17 protein-coding genes and 1 other RNA gene are annotated in these 16,872 nt (G+C 35.0%); 3 read left to right on the forward strand and 15 right to left on the reverse strand.

Annotated elements, in window-relative coordinates; all coding sequences use genetic code 11:
- Positions 1 to 56 precede the first annotated feature (56 nt).
- The 11 genes from C2I06_RS08005 to C2I06_RS08050 all read right to left on the reverse strand — a co-directional run bounded on the left by C2I06_RS08005 (position 57) and on the right by C2I06_RS08050 (position 12,585).
- Positions 57 to 1,559, reverse strand: coding sequence for a carboxypeptidase M32 (locus C2I06_RS08005; protein ID WP_420915967.1), 1,503 nt, complete (start codon positions 1,557 to 1,559; stop codon positions 57 to 59).
- Between the two features lie 287 nt (positions 1,560 to 1,846).
- Complete coding sequence (locus tag C2I06_RS08010) at positions 1,847 to 3,760, reverse strand: ATP-dependent DNA helicase (protein ID WP_095331924.1); 1,914 nt, start codon at positions 3,758 to 3,760, stop codon at positions 1,847 to 1,849.
- Between the two features lie 219 nt (positions 3,761 to 3,979).
- Entirely contained in the window at positions 3,980 to 4,150 is a 171-nt protein-coding gene (locus tag C2I06_RS24945; protein WP_163186195.1) for a hypothetical protein, read from the reverse strand.
- Between the two features lie 103 nt (positions 4,151 to 4,253).
- Positions 4,254 to 5,387 (reverse strand): THUMP domain-containing class I SAM-dependent RNA methyltransferase, encoded by a 1,134-nt coding sequence (locus C2I06_RS08015; RefSeq protein ID WP_123257832.1) that lies wholly within the window; start codon positions 5,385 to 5,387, stop codon positions 4,254 to 4,256.
- 209 nt (positions 5,388 to 5,596) lie between these two features.
- Positions 5,597 to 5,976: RNase P RNA component class B (gene rnpB / locus C2I06_RS08020), an RNA gene on the reverse strand.
- Between the two features lie 108 nt (positions 5,977 to 6,084).
- Complete coding sequence (gene gpsB / locus C2I06_RS08025) at positions 6,085 to 6,387, reverse strand: cell division regulator GpsB (protein ID WP_047940407.1); 303 nt, start codon at positions 6,385 to 6,387, stop codon at positions 6,085 to 6,087.
- 75 nt (positions 6,388 to 6,462) lie between these two features.
- Positions 6,463 to 7,020 carry an SLOG family protein gene (locus tag C2I06_RS08030; RefSeq protein ID WP_206427990.1) on the reverse strand — a complete coding sequence of 186 codons (558 nt, stop codon included), beginning with the start codon at positions 7,018 to 7,020 and terminating at the stop codon, positions 6,463 to 6,465.
- A 409-nt stretch (positions 7,021 to 7,429) separates the two neighbouring features.
- The gene (locus C2I06_RS08035) at positions 7,430 to 7,783 is read right to left on the reverse strand and encodes a CotD family spore coat protein (protein ID WP_095331918.1); all 354 of its coding nucleotides are present in this window, start codon (positions 7,781 to 7,783) and stop codon (positions 7,430 to 7,432) included.
- 387 nt (positions 7,784 to 8,170) lie between these two features.
- Positions 8,171 to 9,424: a ribonuclease H-like domain-containing protein gene (locus tag C2I06_RS08040; RefSeq protein WP_123257834.1), complete on the reverse strand. Its 1,254-nt coding sequence runs from the start codon at positions 9,422 to 9,424 to the stop codon at positions 8,171 to 8,173.
- A 10-nt stretch (positions 9,425 to 9,434) separates the two neighbouring features.
- A complete protein-coding gene (locus C2I06_RS08045) occupies positions 9,435 to 11,717 on the reverse strand; it encodes a DEAD/DEAH box helicase (RefSeq protein ID WP_095331914.1) in 2,283 nt (760 codons plus the stop codon).
- 79 nt (positions 11,718 to 11,796) lie between these two features.
- Positions 11,797 to 12,585: an alpha/beta fold hydrolase gene (locus tag C2I06_RS08050; RefSeq protein WP_123257835.1), complete on the reverse strand. Its 789-nt coding sequence runs from the start codon at positions 12,583 to 12,585 to the stop codon at positions 11,797 to 11,799.
- A 234-nt stretch (positions 12,586 to 12,819) separates the two neighbouring features.
- On the opposite strand from C2I06_RS08050, the gene C2I06_RS08055 reads away from it, so the two are divergent.
- Positions 12,820 to 13,302, forward strand: a complete 483-nt coding sequence (locus tag C2I06_RS08055; protein ID WP_123257836.1) for an Hsp20/alpha crystallin family protein — start codon at positions 12,820 to 12,822, stop codon at positions 13,300 to 13,302.
- Positions 13,303 to 13,444: 142 nt separating this feature from the next.
- Entirely contained in the window at positions 13,445 to 13,597 is a 153-nt protein-coding gene (locus C2I06_RS08060; RefSeq protein WP_082138221.1) for a YpzG family protein, read from the forward strand.
- Positions 13,598 to 13,665: 68 nt separating this feature from the next.
- On the opposite strand, the gene C2I06_RS08065 is transcribed toward C2I06_RS08060, so the two are convergent.
- The 4 genes from C2I06_RS08065 to C2I06_RS08080 all read right to left on the reverse strand — a co-directional run bounded on the left by C2I06_RS08065 (position 13,666) and on the right by C2I06_RS08080 (position 16,151).
- The gene (locus C2I06_RS08065) at positions 13,666 to 14,178 is read right to left on the reverse strand and encodes a YppG family protein (RefSeq protein ID WP_235850305.1); all 513 of its coding nucleotides are present in this window, start codon (positions 14,176 to 14,178) and stop codon (positions 13,666 to 13,668) included.
- 175 nt (positions 14,179 to 14,353) lie between these two features.
- Positions 14,354 to 14,725, reverse strand: coding sequence for a YppE family protein (locus C2I06_RS08070; protein ID WP_095331908.1), 372 nt, complete (start codon positions 14,723 to 14,725; stop codon positions 14,354 to 14,356).
- A 51-nt stretch (positions 14,726 to 14,776) separates the two neighbouring features.
- On the reverse strand, positions 14,777 to 15,031 hold the full coding sequence (locus C2I06_RS08075) for a hypothetical protein (protein WP_095331906.1): 255 nt from the start codon (positions 15,029 to 15,031) through the stop codon (positions 14,777 to 14,779).
- 145 nt (positions 15,032 to 15,176) lie between these two features.
- Positions 15,177 to 16,151, reverse strand: a complete 975-nt coding sequence (locus tag C2I06_RS08080; RefSeq protein WP_249928292.1) for a DUF2515 family protein — start codon at positions 16,149 to 16,151, stop codon at positions 15,177 to 15,179.
- Between the two features lie 89 nt (positions 16,152 to 16,240).
- Between C2I06_RS08080 and recU the strand changes: the two genes are divergently transcribed.
- Complete coding sequence (gene recU, locus C2I06_RS08085) at positions 16,241 to 16,846, forward strand: Holliday junction resolvase RecU (protein ID WP_123257837.1); 606 nt, start codon at positions 16,241 to 16,243, stop codon at positions 16,844 to 16,846.
- Positions 16,847 to 16,872: the final 26 nt, after the last annotated feature.

Raw genomic sequence — 16,872 nt, forward strand, 5'->3', positions numbered from 1 at the left:
TTATTGAGAGCTACCTTATAAAAATCCCTCCATATCGCGATCGGAGGATAGATCTATTAAAGTTCAAGCTGATAAACATCACTATATTTTTTGTATAAATAATCAATTAAATATTGGGCGTTTAATCCTTCCCCTGTTACATCCTTTAATATTTCGAGCGGTTTTTTCATTTTCCCAAAACGATGAATTTTTTCATTCAGCCACTCTTTAATAGGAAGCAAGTTACCCTGCTCTAATAACGCATCGAAATCAGGTATATCTTTCACCATTACCTGCTTTAGTTGGGCAGCATACATATAGCCTAGAGCATAGGATGGGAAATATCCAAAGCTTCCCCCTGCCCAATGTACATCTTGGAGAACACCCTCTCCATCATTTTCAGGAACTACCCCCAAATAAGTTTTGTACTTTTCATTCCATATAGCCGGCAAATCCTTCACTTCGAAATCACCATCAAATAAGCCCTTCTCCATTTCATAACGGATCATAATATGTAGTGGATATGTTAGTTCATCTGCTTCGATTCTAATCAATGAAGGCTTTGATTCATTAATTGCTCGATAAAAGTCTTCCACAGTCACTTCATCAAATTGACCATTAGCAAATGATTTCAAAGCTTCATAATTATGCTTCCAGAAAGCAAGATTTCTTCCCACAAAATTTTCATAAAATAGTGATTGGGATTCATGAATACCCATTGAGGTACCTGTGCATAATGGTGTTCCGATTAGCTCTTTCGAAATATTTTGTTCATACAGTGCATGACCTGCTTCATGGATCGTTCCAAAAACTGCCACTCTAAAATCAGATTCATCGTATTTAGTTGTAATTCGAACATCTCCAGGATTGATTCCAGTCGCAAATGGATGCACCGTTTTATCTAGACGTCCAGCATCAAAATCGTAACCTACTTGTTTTAATACATCAAGACTAAACGCCTCTTGATTTTCTGCTGGAAATGGGTGAAATAAAAAGTCAGTAGTCGGGCTATTCTTTGAAGCAGCAATTTTATGTACTAACGGGATAATTTTATCTTTTACATTTGAAAATACTTCATCTAAAATCGCAACCGTCATGCCTGGCTCATACATATCTAATAAAACATCATATTTATTTTCTTTATGTCCCCAATATTCAATGAATCGTTTATTCATCTCTACTAATTTTTCAAGATAAGGCTGAAACAAGGAAAAATCCGCTTTTTCTTTCGCTTCTTCCCATACACTTTCCGCTTTTGATTGGAGCATCACATATTCTTTATGTTCGTCTGCAGGAATTTTTTTATTGCGATCAAATTCCTTTTTCATTTCTTCCACTGTCTTTCTTGTAATTAGTGATAATTGATCTTGGATACTTTCCTCAGACAGGACAGTAAGATAGGATTCTAGCTCTTCAGAAGTTGATAATTCAAATAATTCAGAGGATAGGACACCAATTACTTCTGTTCGTTGGTCTACTCCCTTTTTTGGAGCACCTGTACGTAAATCCCAGTAAATTAGAGCAAGTGCTTCATTGTATGCCCCTATCTTTTTCACATAATTTAAAAATTGTTCTTCCATTTCTTTTTGATTAATAGACAATATACTCTCCTCTTTTCTTATCTATATAATTTTATCTTAACATATTGTTTTGCGTTGAGATAGAAGTATTCCAAGCAAATATACAACCAAACAATTAGATGAATGTACTTAGAAACTTTGTATAACCTAAAAAAGTTTTATGGTATCACGCACAGAATCGGACAATCCTATAAGAAAATAACCATACAAAAAAACTCATAAGATTATTCATGCATTGTTCGATAACAACTTAGAATTTCTTATGAGTCATTTTATTATTTAACCAATTACATTGCTGTTACTGGTAATGCTTCGATTACAGCATTCTTTACTAGGTCTGCTACATTGGTATCCATACATAAATGAATGGTACCTTTATCTTCATGTGTACGGATTAAACGACCAACACCTTGACGCAGTCTTAATACCATATATGGTAAATCGACTTCTAGAAAAGGATTTTCCACATTTTCCCGTTTGCTTTTATAAACCGGATCATTTGGAGGGAATGGCAAAGAATAGATAAATACGTTTTCTAATGATCGCCCTGGTACATCTAGTCCTTCCCATAGGTTTACTGCACAAAGGATTGATTGTTCCTCATTTTGAAATTTTGAAACAAGGGTACTAATTTCTCTTTCCCCTTCAAAATATATCGGCAAAGAAAATTCCTGTGGCAGATTGTCCTTAAATCTAGCTAAATCTTCTTTACTATTGAAAAGAACAAGCGATCGACCATCTGCTTTTATTAACTCTTCATAACAATATGCTTGTTTTTCTTTGTCTTCATTCTGATTGAATGACTTAATATATACAGCCATATTCTCTTCATAATCAAACGGAGAATCAACAGAAAACGATAAATAATCAGCTGCGCCAATACTTTTGGCCATATATTCAAAGGATTTATTCTCAGATAATGTTGCCGAAGAGAAGACAATCGGTTTTTGTTGACTAAATACTTCTTCTTGCATAATATCTTGTACAAGTCTTGGCATAATAACAAGTGTTCTTTCCCCGTTATTTTCCTCAAACCAGGTTATTCCGTTCATTTCCTTTAAAAATAACCCTAACGAATGAGAAATCTGCTCTAAATATTCTTCTACAACTTTTAAATCGTACTCATTGATAACATACATTTCACTTTCAAAGACAAGCTCTTCCTCTAGCTCAGAAATATAGCCTGCTAATTTTTTACCGGCTTGGATTACTCGATCCGTTTTTTTGATTTCCTGTTTATCTGAACCCTCTGTTTTATAGGAAGCATCTGTTAGTTCTCTAAAAAACTGTTCATTTTGATAAATAGTTTCTTCAATAATATTTAAGGTTTTCTCACGTACATCGTTTGCCATTAAACGCGTTAAGAGATTTTCTAAGTTTTGCTCTGTCAATCGGTATGTTAATGCACTTTGGGCAGCATATTCTAATAAATGTCCTTCATCAAAAACAACACAAGCACTATCAGGTAATAAAGGAAGCTGTCCTTCCCTTTTTCTAGCTTCTTTTGTCCAAATATGCTCCATATAAAAGTCATGAGAACAAATGATTAAATCCTTAGCATTACGATAGTAATCTCGATGTAATGTCTGCCCACAGCGATGTCTTTTATCACAAGTAAAACAATCTTGCATGGAATCCCATGCTACCCCTTCCCATTCCTTATCATTCAAATCTGGATAGTCTTTTCTGTCTCCATAGGGTGAAAAAGATTGTAATGAACCTGTTCCGTGCACAAAATCTGGAAGGCTGTCATAAATCGTATTATACGTATCTTCGAATGTAATTTTTTGATCCAGTTTAGTTAAGCATAAATATTGATTTCGTGATTTAGCTAAACGAACATCAATATTTAATCCAAGCGCCTCCTCTAACTTTGCAATATCGCCTTCTTTTTTAACTAGCTGTTCAATTAACGTCTCATCTGAACAAGCAATAATGGCAGGCTTGTTTACATAACGGGCATAACAAATGCTATATAATAAATAGACAAAGGTCTTTCCAGTTCCTACTCCAGCCTCTGCAAAAATTGTTTTCCTTTCCTTAAACGCTTTTTCTAATTGATAAGCCATATATACTTGCTCATCACGTAGTTCATAACCTGCTTCTGGAAGAATGTCATAAAAGACATCGCCAATCCATTCTCCCAGCTTCTCGTAAAATGATTCAGTTTTTGATACTTCAAATGGCATGCTATTTTGCATGTAAACCCCTCCGACCTACGAATTATGCTGCTTGTCTTTAATCTTTATCTATTTAATAAGCAAAGAATAATTTGCTTAATTTTTTCATGACGAACCTTAATCATAGTCAATTTGACTGCAATATTCAAGTGAAAAGAGGGTTGCCTTCAAAAGAATCAGGCACCCTCTCTTACATCATTTCATTATTATTTGTTTTGGATTATAACAGTTTGCTTTCTCTTACCCTCTATCCCTTGATAAGGAATAAGTCATGGCCTGCTGAACCATTTGTTGTGCTGTAGATAATTGCTGTAAAACAGCTTGATCGGCAATACCTTCTTCTTCTATTAAATTCACTGATGAGTTTAAAGCACCGATTATTTTTGTATAATCTATATTACTATCTTTCATAAAACTTCCCTCCAGAAAATTACGTATAGAATAAATATATACTGTTACTCAAAAAATATACTTATTTATCAGATGTAACTTCCTAAAAAGCAGACTTTATGTATTAGTCTCTTTTTCGCTTGCCCCAGTATTGATAATAATCTGTTCGAATGAATCCATTGAATAGTTTACGCTTTTTCGTCGCTTTCCTGCCATAATGTGTTTCAAACTCTTCATCACTTGTAAGCATATAAATAGACCATGTTTCAAGTGGTGCAAATGCTTGGCCCATTTCCTGATACATTTTTTGAACAGACGGTTTATCGCCTAACCGTTCTCCATATGGCGGATTACCCACAATAACACCATTCTCTTTCATTGTGGTAAAATCTCTTACTTGCATTTGCTTAAATGTAATAAGGTCTCCCAATCCTGCTTCAAAAGCATTTTCTTGCGCTATTTGAATCATCCGATGATCGATATCTGTGCCAATGATTTCCAGTGGTTGATCATAGTTTGCAATTTCTTCTGCTTCTTGACGTACCTCTTCCCAGACTTCACTTGGCATCCAATCCCATGTTTCCGAGATAAAATCACGATTAAAGCCAGGTGCAATATTTTGCCCAATTAAAGCTGCTTCAATTGGAATGGTACCAGATCCACAAAAAGGATCTACAAAAGGTCGATCCGCAGTCCAATTGGTTAATAAAATTAAGGCAGCAGCAAGTGTCTCTTTTAAAGGTGCTTCCCCTTGCCCTGCACGATATCCCCTTTTATGGAGTCCTTGTCCTGAAGTATCAATCGTTAATGTAACGATATCCTTTAAAATAGCAACTTCAATCTTAAATAACGCGCCGTTTTCCTCTAGCCAACCTGTTTTCTTATAATGAGTGCTTATCCGATTAACAATCGCCTTTTTAACAATTGCTTGACAGTCCGATACACTAAAAAGCTTTGATTTCACAGATTTACCTGAAACAGGGAATTGTGCATTTACCGGAAGATATTCTTCCCATCTTATTGCTTTCGTTTTTTCAAAAAGCTCATCAAAGGTTGTGGCTTTAAATTCAGCAACTTTAATCTTTACACGATCAGCAGTACGAAGCCACATATTACTTTTTGCAATTGCCTTTTCGTCGCCTTTAAATAAAACTTTACCATTATCAACCGTACATTCATAGCCTAGCTCTCTTACCTCTTTTGCAACTATTGCTTCAAGTCCCATTGCTGCAGTAGCAATTAAGTCAAAATTTCTCATAACGACTCCTTTATCATCCTTTTAGCTGTATTTTCTTATGTATCATTATTACTCTTTCTGTAGCTTCAAATTAGTATGTATATTCCATATAAAAAGGATGACCAGATTATATGAATGACATACTGATTAGAAAAAATTCTCCCAGCATATCAGACACAAATCTACGTGTCACCCTTTGTCATGTTATTATCATCATAATCAATATCACGCTCTATAAGCCATGTTCTGTTCCTTTGTACTCATGCGACTTTTTATCTCGTACTAAGGCGGTAATCATCTATCTACAGAAATTAATTTCTGTCCTTCTCTTCCGTTCATTTCCTCAGAGAAAGTTCCCCTACCATAATTTGGGTTTCTCGCTCGTGGGGTTTACCTCGTTCCACCCTTGTCATTTCTGACAAAGCTACGTCACTGTGGCACTTTAAAAGTATTCATACCATATCCGAAGACTTAGGTATTTTCCCTGCCGTCAGCATTAATATGCTGCCCTAGCTTATTTTTTGACTAGGCACGAACACTACAAGCATCTCAGCTTGTGCGAGCATGGACTTTCCTCTACAAACAATGTTTGCAGCGATTACCAAAGCGTTTTATTGATACAATAGCTATTATAGTTGTTTTACCTAGTTAATGCAATGGTTATTATAGGAATTTATAATCTTTCCAACTACAATAATGCACAGTCTATTAAATAACATTAATCATATAGCTTACTTCCAAATACATGCTTTTCTAAATTAGATAATCTTTTTAAGATATCGAAGTTTGTAGTTCCAGCGGTCGTTGGAGCAGGCTGTCTACGACTAGCTTCCTCTGCTAGCTTCTTCAAACGTAAATTCTCTTGTTGCAGTTCTTCAATTTCTTGGTGAAGGGTTTCATAATCTTTAATAATTAAATCCAAAAACTTATCAACTTCTTCTGGTTTATAGCCTCTTACACCTGTTTTAAATTCTTTTTCTAAAATATCTTTTGCTGTTAGTTTCATTTTATCTGATAGCATTTATCGCTCACCTCAGTCGATTACCATTTATCTCAATTATTTTTTCAAAGAAACGCCATTTTGTCAATAAATCTATTAATACTCGTCCTGAAACCTTATTTCTTCAACAATATCTTGGAGATCTGAAAATTGAATTTTACGAATTTCATACGTGTTTTGCTCTTGATACTTTTGTGCTAGCTCATATAAGTACTTAGGACTGCCAGGTTTCTCTTCATCATAAAAAAGCAGTAATGCATCACTTTTTTTTAGTAAAAAAATATTCTTATCTTTTAATTGCTGGGGACTCTCATAGGGCTTCTTCGAAACAGAATCAACAAAATCAGCTTGCATGATTATTTCTTCATACCATTCTTGATTAGCCTCTTTCCAATTCTGTTCCTGTTCAAGGAAAGGCGTAATCACCCCTAGTTTTAAGTCTGGGTATTCTTCCATCTGCAAATCATATACTACTTCTGCAGCCCATAGCTCTGTTCCAAGCTGGCCACTAATTAATACCCACTCAAGTCCTTCTTCCAGCATTGCTAGCAAGTTCTTTCTAATTGCTATCTTTATGTATTCGGCTGCTAATTCGTCTCGCTTAAATATTCCAATTTCGAAAGGCTTATAGCCAGAAATGACGGCTATTTTCATAATAATATAAGGAACTCCTTCACAATTACCGTAGTTACTTTAAAATATATCATAAATATATTAACCCATAAAGAATTTATACTTTTTTAGCCAAAGATTGCTTTTCCCAGCCAGTCTAACATTACAGATTCATTATATGATAAGTATTTGATAAAATGAATGAAAATAATCCACCTAATATATTTCCACTCATTTCCAGATAAAAAAGAAATGCTACACTACTTCTTCCTCGTATTCTCATTAATCTATAGCTTAAGGCTAATTTGTTCTGTTTTATAGCAAAAAACTCCGTATAATAATGAAAAAAACAGACCCGAAATGACAAAAGAGGACCAGAATGAAAACATTCCGATCCCTTTTTGTCTACAATCATCTACAAGGAACTGAAAAAGCCTCTTGCGTTTTTTCCTTATCGTTTTCTGAATGGAAATCCACCAGGCATTCCAGACATACCAGCTTGACCTGGGAAGAATTGACCAGTAGCTGTAAATGGAGTTCCTCCCATTTGAGGAAAAGCAGGTGCTGTAGGCGCAGTTGGGAATGGAGCTGGAGCAGGACCCATATTAGCTTGAGTATTAGTTACTACTGTCTCACTAGATTGAGTGTGCGGGAAGAAATGTTGGTGCTCGTAGTTCACATGATTTACAGTAGTAGTATGCGTTGGGTGAATATGTGGCACAATATTATTTGTAAAAGTGTTATTCACACAACACTTTGTCGGATGAACTACTGCAGGTAAAATATTATTAGGTTTACAATGCATAAGAAAATCTCCTCTCAAATAAATTAGTTATCTTACAGTAACAACTTATGTTGAAAGGGATAATCTTGTACTAATACAAACACCTATTTTGTTATGTTTTTTAAAGCTTTGTTTATCAATGCAAAAAATTGTATAAAAGGAAGGTATAAAAGCTGTCTTTTAGAGTTGAAAATAAAATCATGGTTAAACAAACTAGCACAAAAAATAAACACATAACTACTTTATACAATTCGTTCACTCCATTGTGTTTCAATTAGACTATTTATCATTCTATGAAATTACTTCTTTTTCCCTATCTTCATTCAGGAAAATAGTATTTTCCAATACTAATTTTAATAGGGAAAGAGAGTACATCCAACTAGGTTATTAATGGAATTATTGAATTCATTAAATCGTATGCAGTTTTCTAATTAGACGTTCGTACCTTTTTTGGAGTTCCTGCTCCATCTTCGGTAAAGTTTCTTGTTCATAAAGTAGATTTTGCGCTTTTTTTGTGAGTTGCAATGCTTTTTGCGGATTTTTCTCTTTATGTTCAGCGAATTTTGCTAGTTCGATAAGTGATTGAATTACAATAATTTGATTCGTCTCCCATGTATATGTTTCCGTAATTTTTTGCCACAAGCTAAGAGCATCTTCAAACTTCTTCTCTCTTTTATATTCCTTAGCCAATAAAAAAGCTGCTTCTAAAAGCACTTCTTTATCCTGGTCCTTGATACTCTCTAGGTTTTGCTTGGCAACGTCCGTTTGCCCGATAATTGCGTACCATTTCCCTACCTCTAAAGTCTCTCTTGCACTGATTTCTTGATCTTTTCTTAGCAATTGACTGCTTAGATGGGTGTACAAGGTGATTAAAGAAAGAATATCTATTTCATTATGCTTTAAGATGCCAAGCATGCCTTCAGGATTTTTTCGTTCTACAAAATCAAAATAAATCATCGGAGCAAGAAACCCAGGAATGTCATCCTTCCGTTTTACTCCAAGAATTTCTTCTTCCACGATAGATAATTTTGTTCTTTCTAAACGATGCTTCCACATACGGCGGGAAGCGTGGTACAAATCAAAGTGACCAAATTCAGGAAGCTTTGGTACATGCTCCTTAATTAGCGTATGCCTTGTTTTTACTTGCGGCCAATCAAAGGCCTTGCCATTATAGGTTACGAGCGTTGTATAGTCTACATTTTCTAAAAAACTATTAAATAAAGGCACTTCTGCTCCAGGATGTGGCAATACATGCTGTTTTAAAACGATCTCCTCTTGTTGTAGCTGAGCGTAACCAAGGATAAAAATAGTATTGCCTGCACCGCCTCCAAGTCCTGTTGTTTCTGTATCAAAAAAGAATAAATCCTTAGGCTGATGTCCTTTTGCAGAAAGGGGATGATCATAGCTTGCCTTATTCCATTCATCGACCACCCCACAAAAATCTCGAAACGTATAATTCCCGTGTTTATAATCAAGAGGATAGCGCACTTCCCGAATTAAGCAATATTCACTATCTAACCAATAAGGCGAGACATTTTCCTGTTCCCACTCCTTCATGAATGGGATTGTCCCTTTTTTTGCTTCGGGATTTTTCACAGGAAGGGTTTGCTCTTCTTTTTTTAGATGCGTCTTCATTCTGTTCAATTTATTTTTAATAGACATTTTAATCCCCTTATATGGAAATCTCACTATTCTCTAAAAGCGAGAGAATTTTCATTACATCTCTTTTACTGTTATGTGCATGGCTCTCTGTCCCTATGCAGGAAGGACAGCCGTATTCACAGGAACAATTTCCCACCATTTTTTTTGCTTCTTTTAATACTGCAGGCATTTCTTCATATATCTTCTTACTTAAACCAATCCCGCCAGGATATTGGTCATAGAAGAATATTGTTGCTTTTTCATTATGTTCTGCTTTAACTTGTGGGACTACATGCAAATCTTGTGGATCTGCCATGACAAGTAATGGGGCAATATGCTTTAACGCATGAGCAGCCCCTAATAGCCCCTGTTCTGTTTGCTCTTGTTCCCATTCTAGATCACTTGGTTGGAAAGAGATCCATGCTGCATTTGTATGGAGCTCCTCTTCTGGCAGAGTAATCGGGCCAGATCCAATATTTTCGTGGGTTTCAAATTTTATTTTTTTAAAAATGGTGCTCATTGCAACAATGCTGACATCACCAAATCCAGTTTCTGCTTTTTGATAGTTACTTTTATTGTCTTCTTCTAACACTTTTAAAGATACCGCTAAATTTGCATCTGTATAATAATCGACACTTACCTCGCGGACATAGGCTTTCTTTTCTTCCCAATCAAGCTTTTCTACTTGATATTGAATTCCTTGATGCATATAAATTGCTTCTTCATGCAATAACGTCATCGCTGAAAAGCGATCGCTTTCTCCAATTACTCTGCTTTTACTTACATCCGAGATATCAATAATAACAATATTTTCTTGAGAAGCGGAACGGAGACTAATATTATGAGCTGGAAAAGAATCATTCATCCAATACCATTTATCCCCATTTTGAAAGAGAATGCGCTCATCTGTTAAAAATTCAAGAATTTCGGTAATTTCACAATTACCAAAGGTATCCCCTTCTTTAAAGGGTAGTTCATATGCTGCACATTTCATATGATCTATGAGAATAATAAGATTATCAGGATTTATTCTCGCCGTTTCTGGATTTCTGCTAAAAAAATAATCTGGATTTGCCACCATATACTGATCAAGAGGACTTGAGCTAGCGACCATAATGACAAGAGATTCGTCATGTCTGCGACCTGCTCTTCCTGCTTGCTGCCACGAACTTGCAATTGTACCCGGGTATCCAGTCATGACACAAGCTTGAAGTTGTCCAATGTCTACTCCTAGCTCTAACGCATTTGTACTGACCACTCCATAAATATTGCCTTGACGTAATCCCTGTTCAATTTCTCTTCTTTCTGTTGGCAAATAGCCACCTCGATAGCCGCGAATAGACTTAGGTCCAAGTTGAAATTTGACAAGTTCCTGTAAATACGTAAGTAATATCTCTACTCGTACACGGCTTTTGGCAAAAATAATTGTTTGAATTTTATTTTTTAGCAACTCACCTGCTAATTGGCGTACTTCTAAAGTAGCACTTCTCCTTATATTCAAAGGGATATTCACAATAGGAGGATTATAAAAAACAAAATGTTTCTTTCCACTTGGAGCACCATTATTATTTATTAATTGAACCCGCTGTTCTGTTAAATTTTCCGCTAATTCTTTTGGATTTGCAATCGTAGCAGATGTACATATAAAGATAGGATTGCTGCCATAAAATGCACAAATCCGTTTTAACCTACGGATAACATTGGCTACATGACTCCCAAATACACCTCTGTATATATGCAGCTCATCGATAATGACGTACTTAAGATTTTCAAATAGAGATACCCATTTTGTATGATGGGGCAAAATGGCAGAATGAAGCATATCTGGATTGGTAATAACAATATGGCCAGCTTTTCGAACTTTTTGCCGAATAGAAGCTGGTGTATCTCCATCATATGTATAACTGTTTATTTGTAGTTCTGCACTTTCAATTAATTCATTCAATTCACTTTTCTGATCCTGTGCAAGTGCCTTTGTAGGAAACATATATAATGCTCGGGCGTTTTTGTCCTCTGCAATCGACTGGATGACCGGCAGATTGTAGCAAAGCGTTTTACCTGATGCTGTTGGGGTAACAGCAACGATACTTTTTCCTTCCCGAATTGCTTGATACGATGAATGTTGATGTGTATATAACCGGGTGACCCCGCGCTTTTGCAAAGCATCTTTTAAATTAGGAATTAAATCATCTGGAAGAGGAACGGTAACCGCCTCTTTCGCTTCTATTGTATGCCAAAAAGAAATTCTCTCTTTATATTCATCTTTTGTTTTTAAATCCCTTATAATTTCTTGAAGATTTTTACGTACTTTCATTTTGTTTCACCTCTACTATATCTATTTTACCGAATAGACGTTCGATTTAAAAGAGATTTTAACAAGAAAAAAGCAACCATTATTTACTATTTGACGAAATAAAGGAATAAATGGCGTTTGCCAACTTCTGTGGGGCTTCCTGCATACTCATATGCCCTGTTTCTAATTGAACTTCTGACACTTTCGGATTTGAAGCAGAAGTAACGCGATCTAAGGAAACCACTTTATCTTTCGTCCCCTTTATAAGTACAACAGGAACATTTGCCTGTTCAATTACACCATTTCTATCTGGTCTTTTTCTCATTGCTGCTTGTGTCTCCATCGCCGCAATTCCATCGGTTTGATAGCCAATTTTTTTCGCTTTTTCTATTTCATTAGGTAAATCCCTTAGTGATTCATCTGCGAATAAATTAGGAATTAGCCCATTGACAAACTCTTTTATTCCAAGATCTTGGATTTTACGAATAGCCTTTAATCGTCCTTCTTTCCCTTCTTCTGTATCAGGATAAGCAGTGGAGTGTACTAAGCCAAATCCTTTTAAATGCTCGGCAAAAAGTTCAGCAAATGCCAATGTTACATAGCCGCCGAGCGAATGGCCAAACATATATACTTTGTCTATCTCTAATTTTTCCAATAGTTTATTTATATCCTTGGCTAAATCTTCTATCTCAAATGATTCGCCCCTATAGGTAGAGCTGCCATGTCCTCTTAGATCTACTGCTATCACATGGAAATTTTCTGAAAGGAGTGGAATAATATACTCCCAATAATCAACACTGCCGCAAAAACCATGAATTAATATAACGGTTTCTCCTTTTCCTTCTTCTATATAGGATAGTTGTTCATTGTCAACTACAATATGATTCATCTATAAAAACTTCCTTTCTTTCTTTTTCCTTTAATATATCACTTTTTTCAATATGGATGAACGAAAAACCCACCTGAGCATATTGTATTTCAAAATATGAGAATCCAAACACCAATTTAAGCTATTGGGCATAGGATAGGAAAAAAAGGTATATCCCTTTCAGTTATCTTAAAAGTAATTAAAAAATGTTTGAATCTTTCATTCATGTTTTAAGTGTAAGGAGTGAATTTAATTATGTCATCCAATTTCCCAATCGACCCAAACAAAAAAGAAAAAACACCGCAACCATTTAATGGATTCATGCGTTCCATGAATCAGTTTTTTCAGGAAAAGCCAGTGAAAAACTTCCTGCAGCAAATGGATGAATTTTTTAGTAACCCATTTCCAAATATGGCTTTTCCATTAAGTGTAAATGAAACAGAAGGTGCCACGATTATTAAAGCAGAACTGCCCGGAGTTAATAAAGAGCAAATTCAATTGGACATCTATGATCATTATTTAACTATCAGCATTAATCATCAGGAAATTCTAACAGAGGAAAATTCGCAGACTAAAACATTTCATACAAGTAAAACGTATAAACGAAACAGCAGAAGCATTGCGTTTCCTCATCCAATTGATGAAAGAAAAGTAACAGCATCGTATCAAAATGGATTGCTTACAATTAAAGTCCCTAAACAAAAAGGGAAAAAAATTATGATTGAGGATAGAAACTAATTCAGAAAGAGTAAATTCTCCTTTCTCTGCACATATTAATAGTGGGTGTTAAAAGAAAATCCTCTCCTTCTATACGCTAGAAGGAGAGATATCTTTTCTATCCCTTCTACTTCTTTCTAATCTTACTTCCTGAGGTGATATGATGAGTTATAGAGATCAGTTAGATTCTCATTCTGCGCTTTTTCATCACAATTGGACGAGACCTAAACGTTCTAAATCCCAAGTAAATGGGCATACGCAAATGTCTCAGAATAATATCATTCTAAGAAGTAATGCAAAAGCACACCGCTGGTAAGTAGAGAAAAAGAAATGGAGGCTGTCACATGACAGCCTCCGCTTATTACTTCGTATTAGTATGGTATGTTACACCTTAAAGATTCCACCGACTCCTTTTACCAAGCCTGTTACTTGGTTCATTGCATTCATCATCATTCCTGCAGTATCCATCATTTTATTAAAATCTAAAGAACCATCTTGTGATTTAAAAGAATTCATGATGCTTTTCATATTTCCTTGTTTTTTTGGAATAAAGGACTGCTTTGGATATGGATTCATAAAGCCTTGATTTTGATTCATATAATTGGTTGTATATTGATTCTGTTCGCTGTTCTCCATATAATGAAGTGGATTTTGGAATATATCTTGTGTATTGTTTTTATAAGCATTTTGCGGGTGGTAATAACTTGATTGGTTATTTTGATAATTCGGCTGCATCGGTGGTATGTTATAGAAATTTTGCCCGTTCATGCCTGCTCCATTCCATTGACCTTGATTTAAATATGGATGATACTGTCTGTTATCAAAAGACACAGGATGCGTATAAGCGGTATGATAAGATGGTATGTTCCAGCTTTGTTGATTAGATGCTTTATGCATGAAATTCTATCCTCCCACGTTAAAGATATCCTTATCTACTATATGATAATACCGCCTATACTGTGCATTGATGTACAACTAATTTGACCTCTTTTGTTATCCCAAAAGGAACTGAACTTTATATTTATCAAAAAAGCAAAAAAAAAGAGAAATTTCATCTCCCTTTTGCGATCCCTTATTTCGATTCACTTTTTAACGCATCCAGTAATGTTTGCAATATATATTTTACCGATTTAGCTGAATCAAGAAAGCGTTTTTTACTTGTTTGCGTAAAAAATGCTTGGATGGAAATAATTTCGATATGATCAGCCGCTGTATTTATTTGTATTGTATTCAAATAATCAGGCTTGGATTTCCGCACCCACTCTGTCGCCATTTCTTTCCATTTATCATTAAGCACTTTAATCTGATTGGCAAATGGTCGGACAACCTCATAAAAATCCTCATTTACCCCTGATTCCTTCACTTTGTAAAACGTATCTACTGCATACTCTACTGCTTCTAGAAGCTTAGCTGTATGTTCCATCAACTGATGATTTTCCGTCAATTTTGCCACTCCATTTTTTGCTATTATCGTTAATGGTTTTATTTTAACGATTTACTTTGCTAAGTTCAAGTAAAGAGGCATTCGTTGTCGTTGGCCATCTGTTCGAATATTTAATTTACTGCCTGCTATTTTTTTCTCCATTGCAGCGATTCCTCTTTCTATATCAGTTAAAGAAGTAATATGTTCTTTCACAAGTTGCATGTTTTGCTTACCGGAATTTAAAAGCACTTCATCCAATGTATCTAGCTCCTCTTGAATTTCCTCTAACATATTCAATAACTTTTCTTTTGTATAAGCATTTTCCACGCAAATCCCCCCAAGCTATTTTGATATATACTCATTTCTTTTTTTTTAGCAAATATCCTGCATCGTTGACAAAACTAGAAGAGATTCGGCAAAGAAAGTACATATTCTTATTACTTGTTTATATTTCGACAAGATTAAGCAAAAATTAGTTAAACCATTTGTTTTCCTGACGAATAAGTGCATGTAACTGCCGCTGTTTTCTCAGATACCAATCTGTTATATGAAAAGGTTCTTTCTGTTCACTAAGGTTTCGCCACTTTTTCTTAATATGCTTTTTGAACCAATCCCCCCTTAGTATATGTTGATGCCTTATCACTGGATAAGCAGCTCGCAAAATGGGTGTTGTATTGGCTAAATTAGGATATATATATTTTTCATAATCTCTCCTCGAACCTGTATGTTCATTTTTCCTTGCAAAATCATAGAACTCTTGATATAAATTAGGTTTAAATAAAAGACTTGCTAATGTATTGCCAAGCTTAATCCGTGCGCTTAGTGATGTGAAGTTAGAAACGCTTGCCCCATAAAGTGTTCCTTGTGTAGTTGGAAAAAGGACTGCATTAAAATGAAACAAATCTTGAAAAAGATATGGAAGATAATGAAAAACATGATGTTTTATTCTTTTGTTTTCCATGACAGGCTGATGAATAACATTTTGTTCATTGATGATTAAGCTATTCATTAATCTTTTCTTGTCTTTTTCCTTCCAATAATGATTCCATTCTTCTTCCATAAAAGAGGACACTTGAAAAAATTTTAATAAATGAAACATTGGCAAGTTATTTTTCGTCGAATATTCATAGAGTAATAATTGGGGGTATGCATCTTGAAAAATCAGCCAATTTGCTTTCTCGTAAGTTAAGTATATTTGCTGTCTTTTTTCTTGACTAACTACTTGTGGGAGCCAAGTTCCATTCAAATCGCACATATTCCAGCCTGCATTTCGGGAAACCTGACTCGCGAGAAACGCCCATTGTATTTCTTTATGTTTGTTATAATAGTGGAGATATGCTTTCGTTCTTGAAATATTGTCAAAGTTGCGCATATCGGTAATTAGTCTTATTCTATTAATAAGTTTTTCTTCTTCCAAGGAAGAAAAATATGATTTTTTACCTATCAAATTGTTCACCTCTTATGAACGCTTTATGGTATTATTGTTTGTTGATTGCACTAAGTTATACTTTGAAAGAATCTTTGTGAGGTGGAAATATGAAGATTCATTATCCAAATGGGAAAAGGTACACTCCCTTGAAAAATGTACATACCAAGTCGCAAAAAAAGGTAAGTTATAGTAATCGGGGAATGACACTAGAGGATGATTTGAACGAAACCAACAAATACTATTTAGAATTTGGTAAGGCTGTCATACATAAAAAGCCAACGCCTGTTCAAATTGTTCAAGTCGATTACCCTAAAAGAAGTGCTGCAGTAATAAAAGAAGCCTATTTTAAACAAGCTTCCACTACAGACTATAACGGTGTTTATCGAGGTAAATATATTGACTTTGAAGCGAAAGAAACGAAGCATACCACTTCCTTCCCGCTGAATAACTTCCATGAACACCAAATCAGGCATATGCGCTTGGTATGTGAGCAACAAGGAATTTGCTTTGTCATTATCTCTTTTTCTGAAACGAATGAAATATTCTATTTAGATGCAGAAAAACTATTTATATTTTGGGAAAGAATGATAAATGGCGGAAGAAAATCGATTACAAAACAAGAATTAGCAAGCAATGGTCATTCCATCAGCCTAGGTTATCGACCTCGAATTGACTATATAAAAGTAATCGATACTATTTATGGATTCAACTAATTCCTTTTGTTTTTAGAAAGAAAGGT

It is taken from the genome of Niallia circulans (assembly GCF_003726095.1).
GTDB lineage: Bacteria > Bacillota > Bacilli > Bacillales > Cytobacillaceae > Niallia > Niallia circulans_A.

Coding starts and splice junctions, on each gene's coding strand:
- C2I06_RS08035 (WP_095331918.1), bottom strand. CDS start 7,783: ATGCATTGTAAACCTAATAATATTTTACCTGCAGTAGTTCATCCGACA.
- C2I06_RS08045 (WP_095331914.1), bottom strand. CDS start 11,717: ATGAAAGTACGTAAAAATCTTCAAGAAATTATAAGGGATTTAAAAACA.
- recU (WP_123257837.1), top strand. CDS start 16,241: ATGAAGATTCATTATCCAAATGGGAAAAGGTACACTCCCTTGAAAAAT.
- C2I06_RS08010 (WP_095331924.1), bottom strand. CDS start 3,760: ATGCAAAATAGCATGCCATTTGAAGTATCAAAAACTGAATCATTTTAC.
- C2I06_RS08065 (WP_235850305.1), bottom strand. CDS start 14,178: ATGCATAAAGCATCTAATCAACAAAGCTGGAACATACCATCTTATCAT.
- C2I06_RS24945 (WP_163186195.1), bottom strand. CDS start 4,150: ATGAAAGATAGTAATATAGATTATACAAAAATAATCGGTGCTTTAAAC.
- C2I06_RS08055 (WP_123257836.1), top strand. CDS start 12,820: ATGTCATCCAATTTCCCAATCGACCCAAACAAAAAAGAAAAAACACCG.
- C2I06_RS08040 (WP_123257834.1), bottom strand. CDS start 9,424: ATGTCTATTAAAAATAAATTGAACAGAATGAAGACGCATCTAAAAAAA.
- C2I06_RS08060 (WP_082138221.1), top strand. CDS start 13,445: ATGAGTTATAGAGATCAGTTAGATTCTCATTCTGCGCTTTTTCATCAC.
- C2I06_RS08050 (WP_123257835.1), bottom strand. CDS start 12,585: ATGAATCATATTGTAGTTGACAATGAACAACTATCCTATATAGAAGAA.
- C2I06_RS08030 (WP_206427990.1), bottom strand. CDS start 7,020: ATGAAAATAGCCGTCATTTCTGGCTATAAGCCTTTCGAAATTGGAATA.
- C2I06_RS08015 (WP_123257832.1), bottom strand. CDS start 5,387: ATGAGAAATTTTGACTTAATTGCTACTGCAGCAATGGGACTTGAAGCA.
- C2I06_RS08005 (WP_420915967.1), bottom strand. CDS start 1,559: ATGGAAGAACAATTTTTAAATTATGTGAAAAAGATAGGGGCATACAAT.
- gpsB (WP_047940407.1), bottom strand. CDS start 6,387: ATGCTATCAGATAAAATGAAACTAACAGCAAAAGATATTTTAGAAAAA.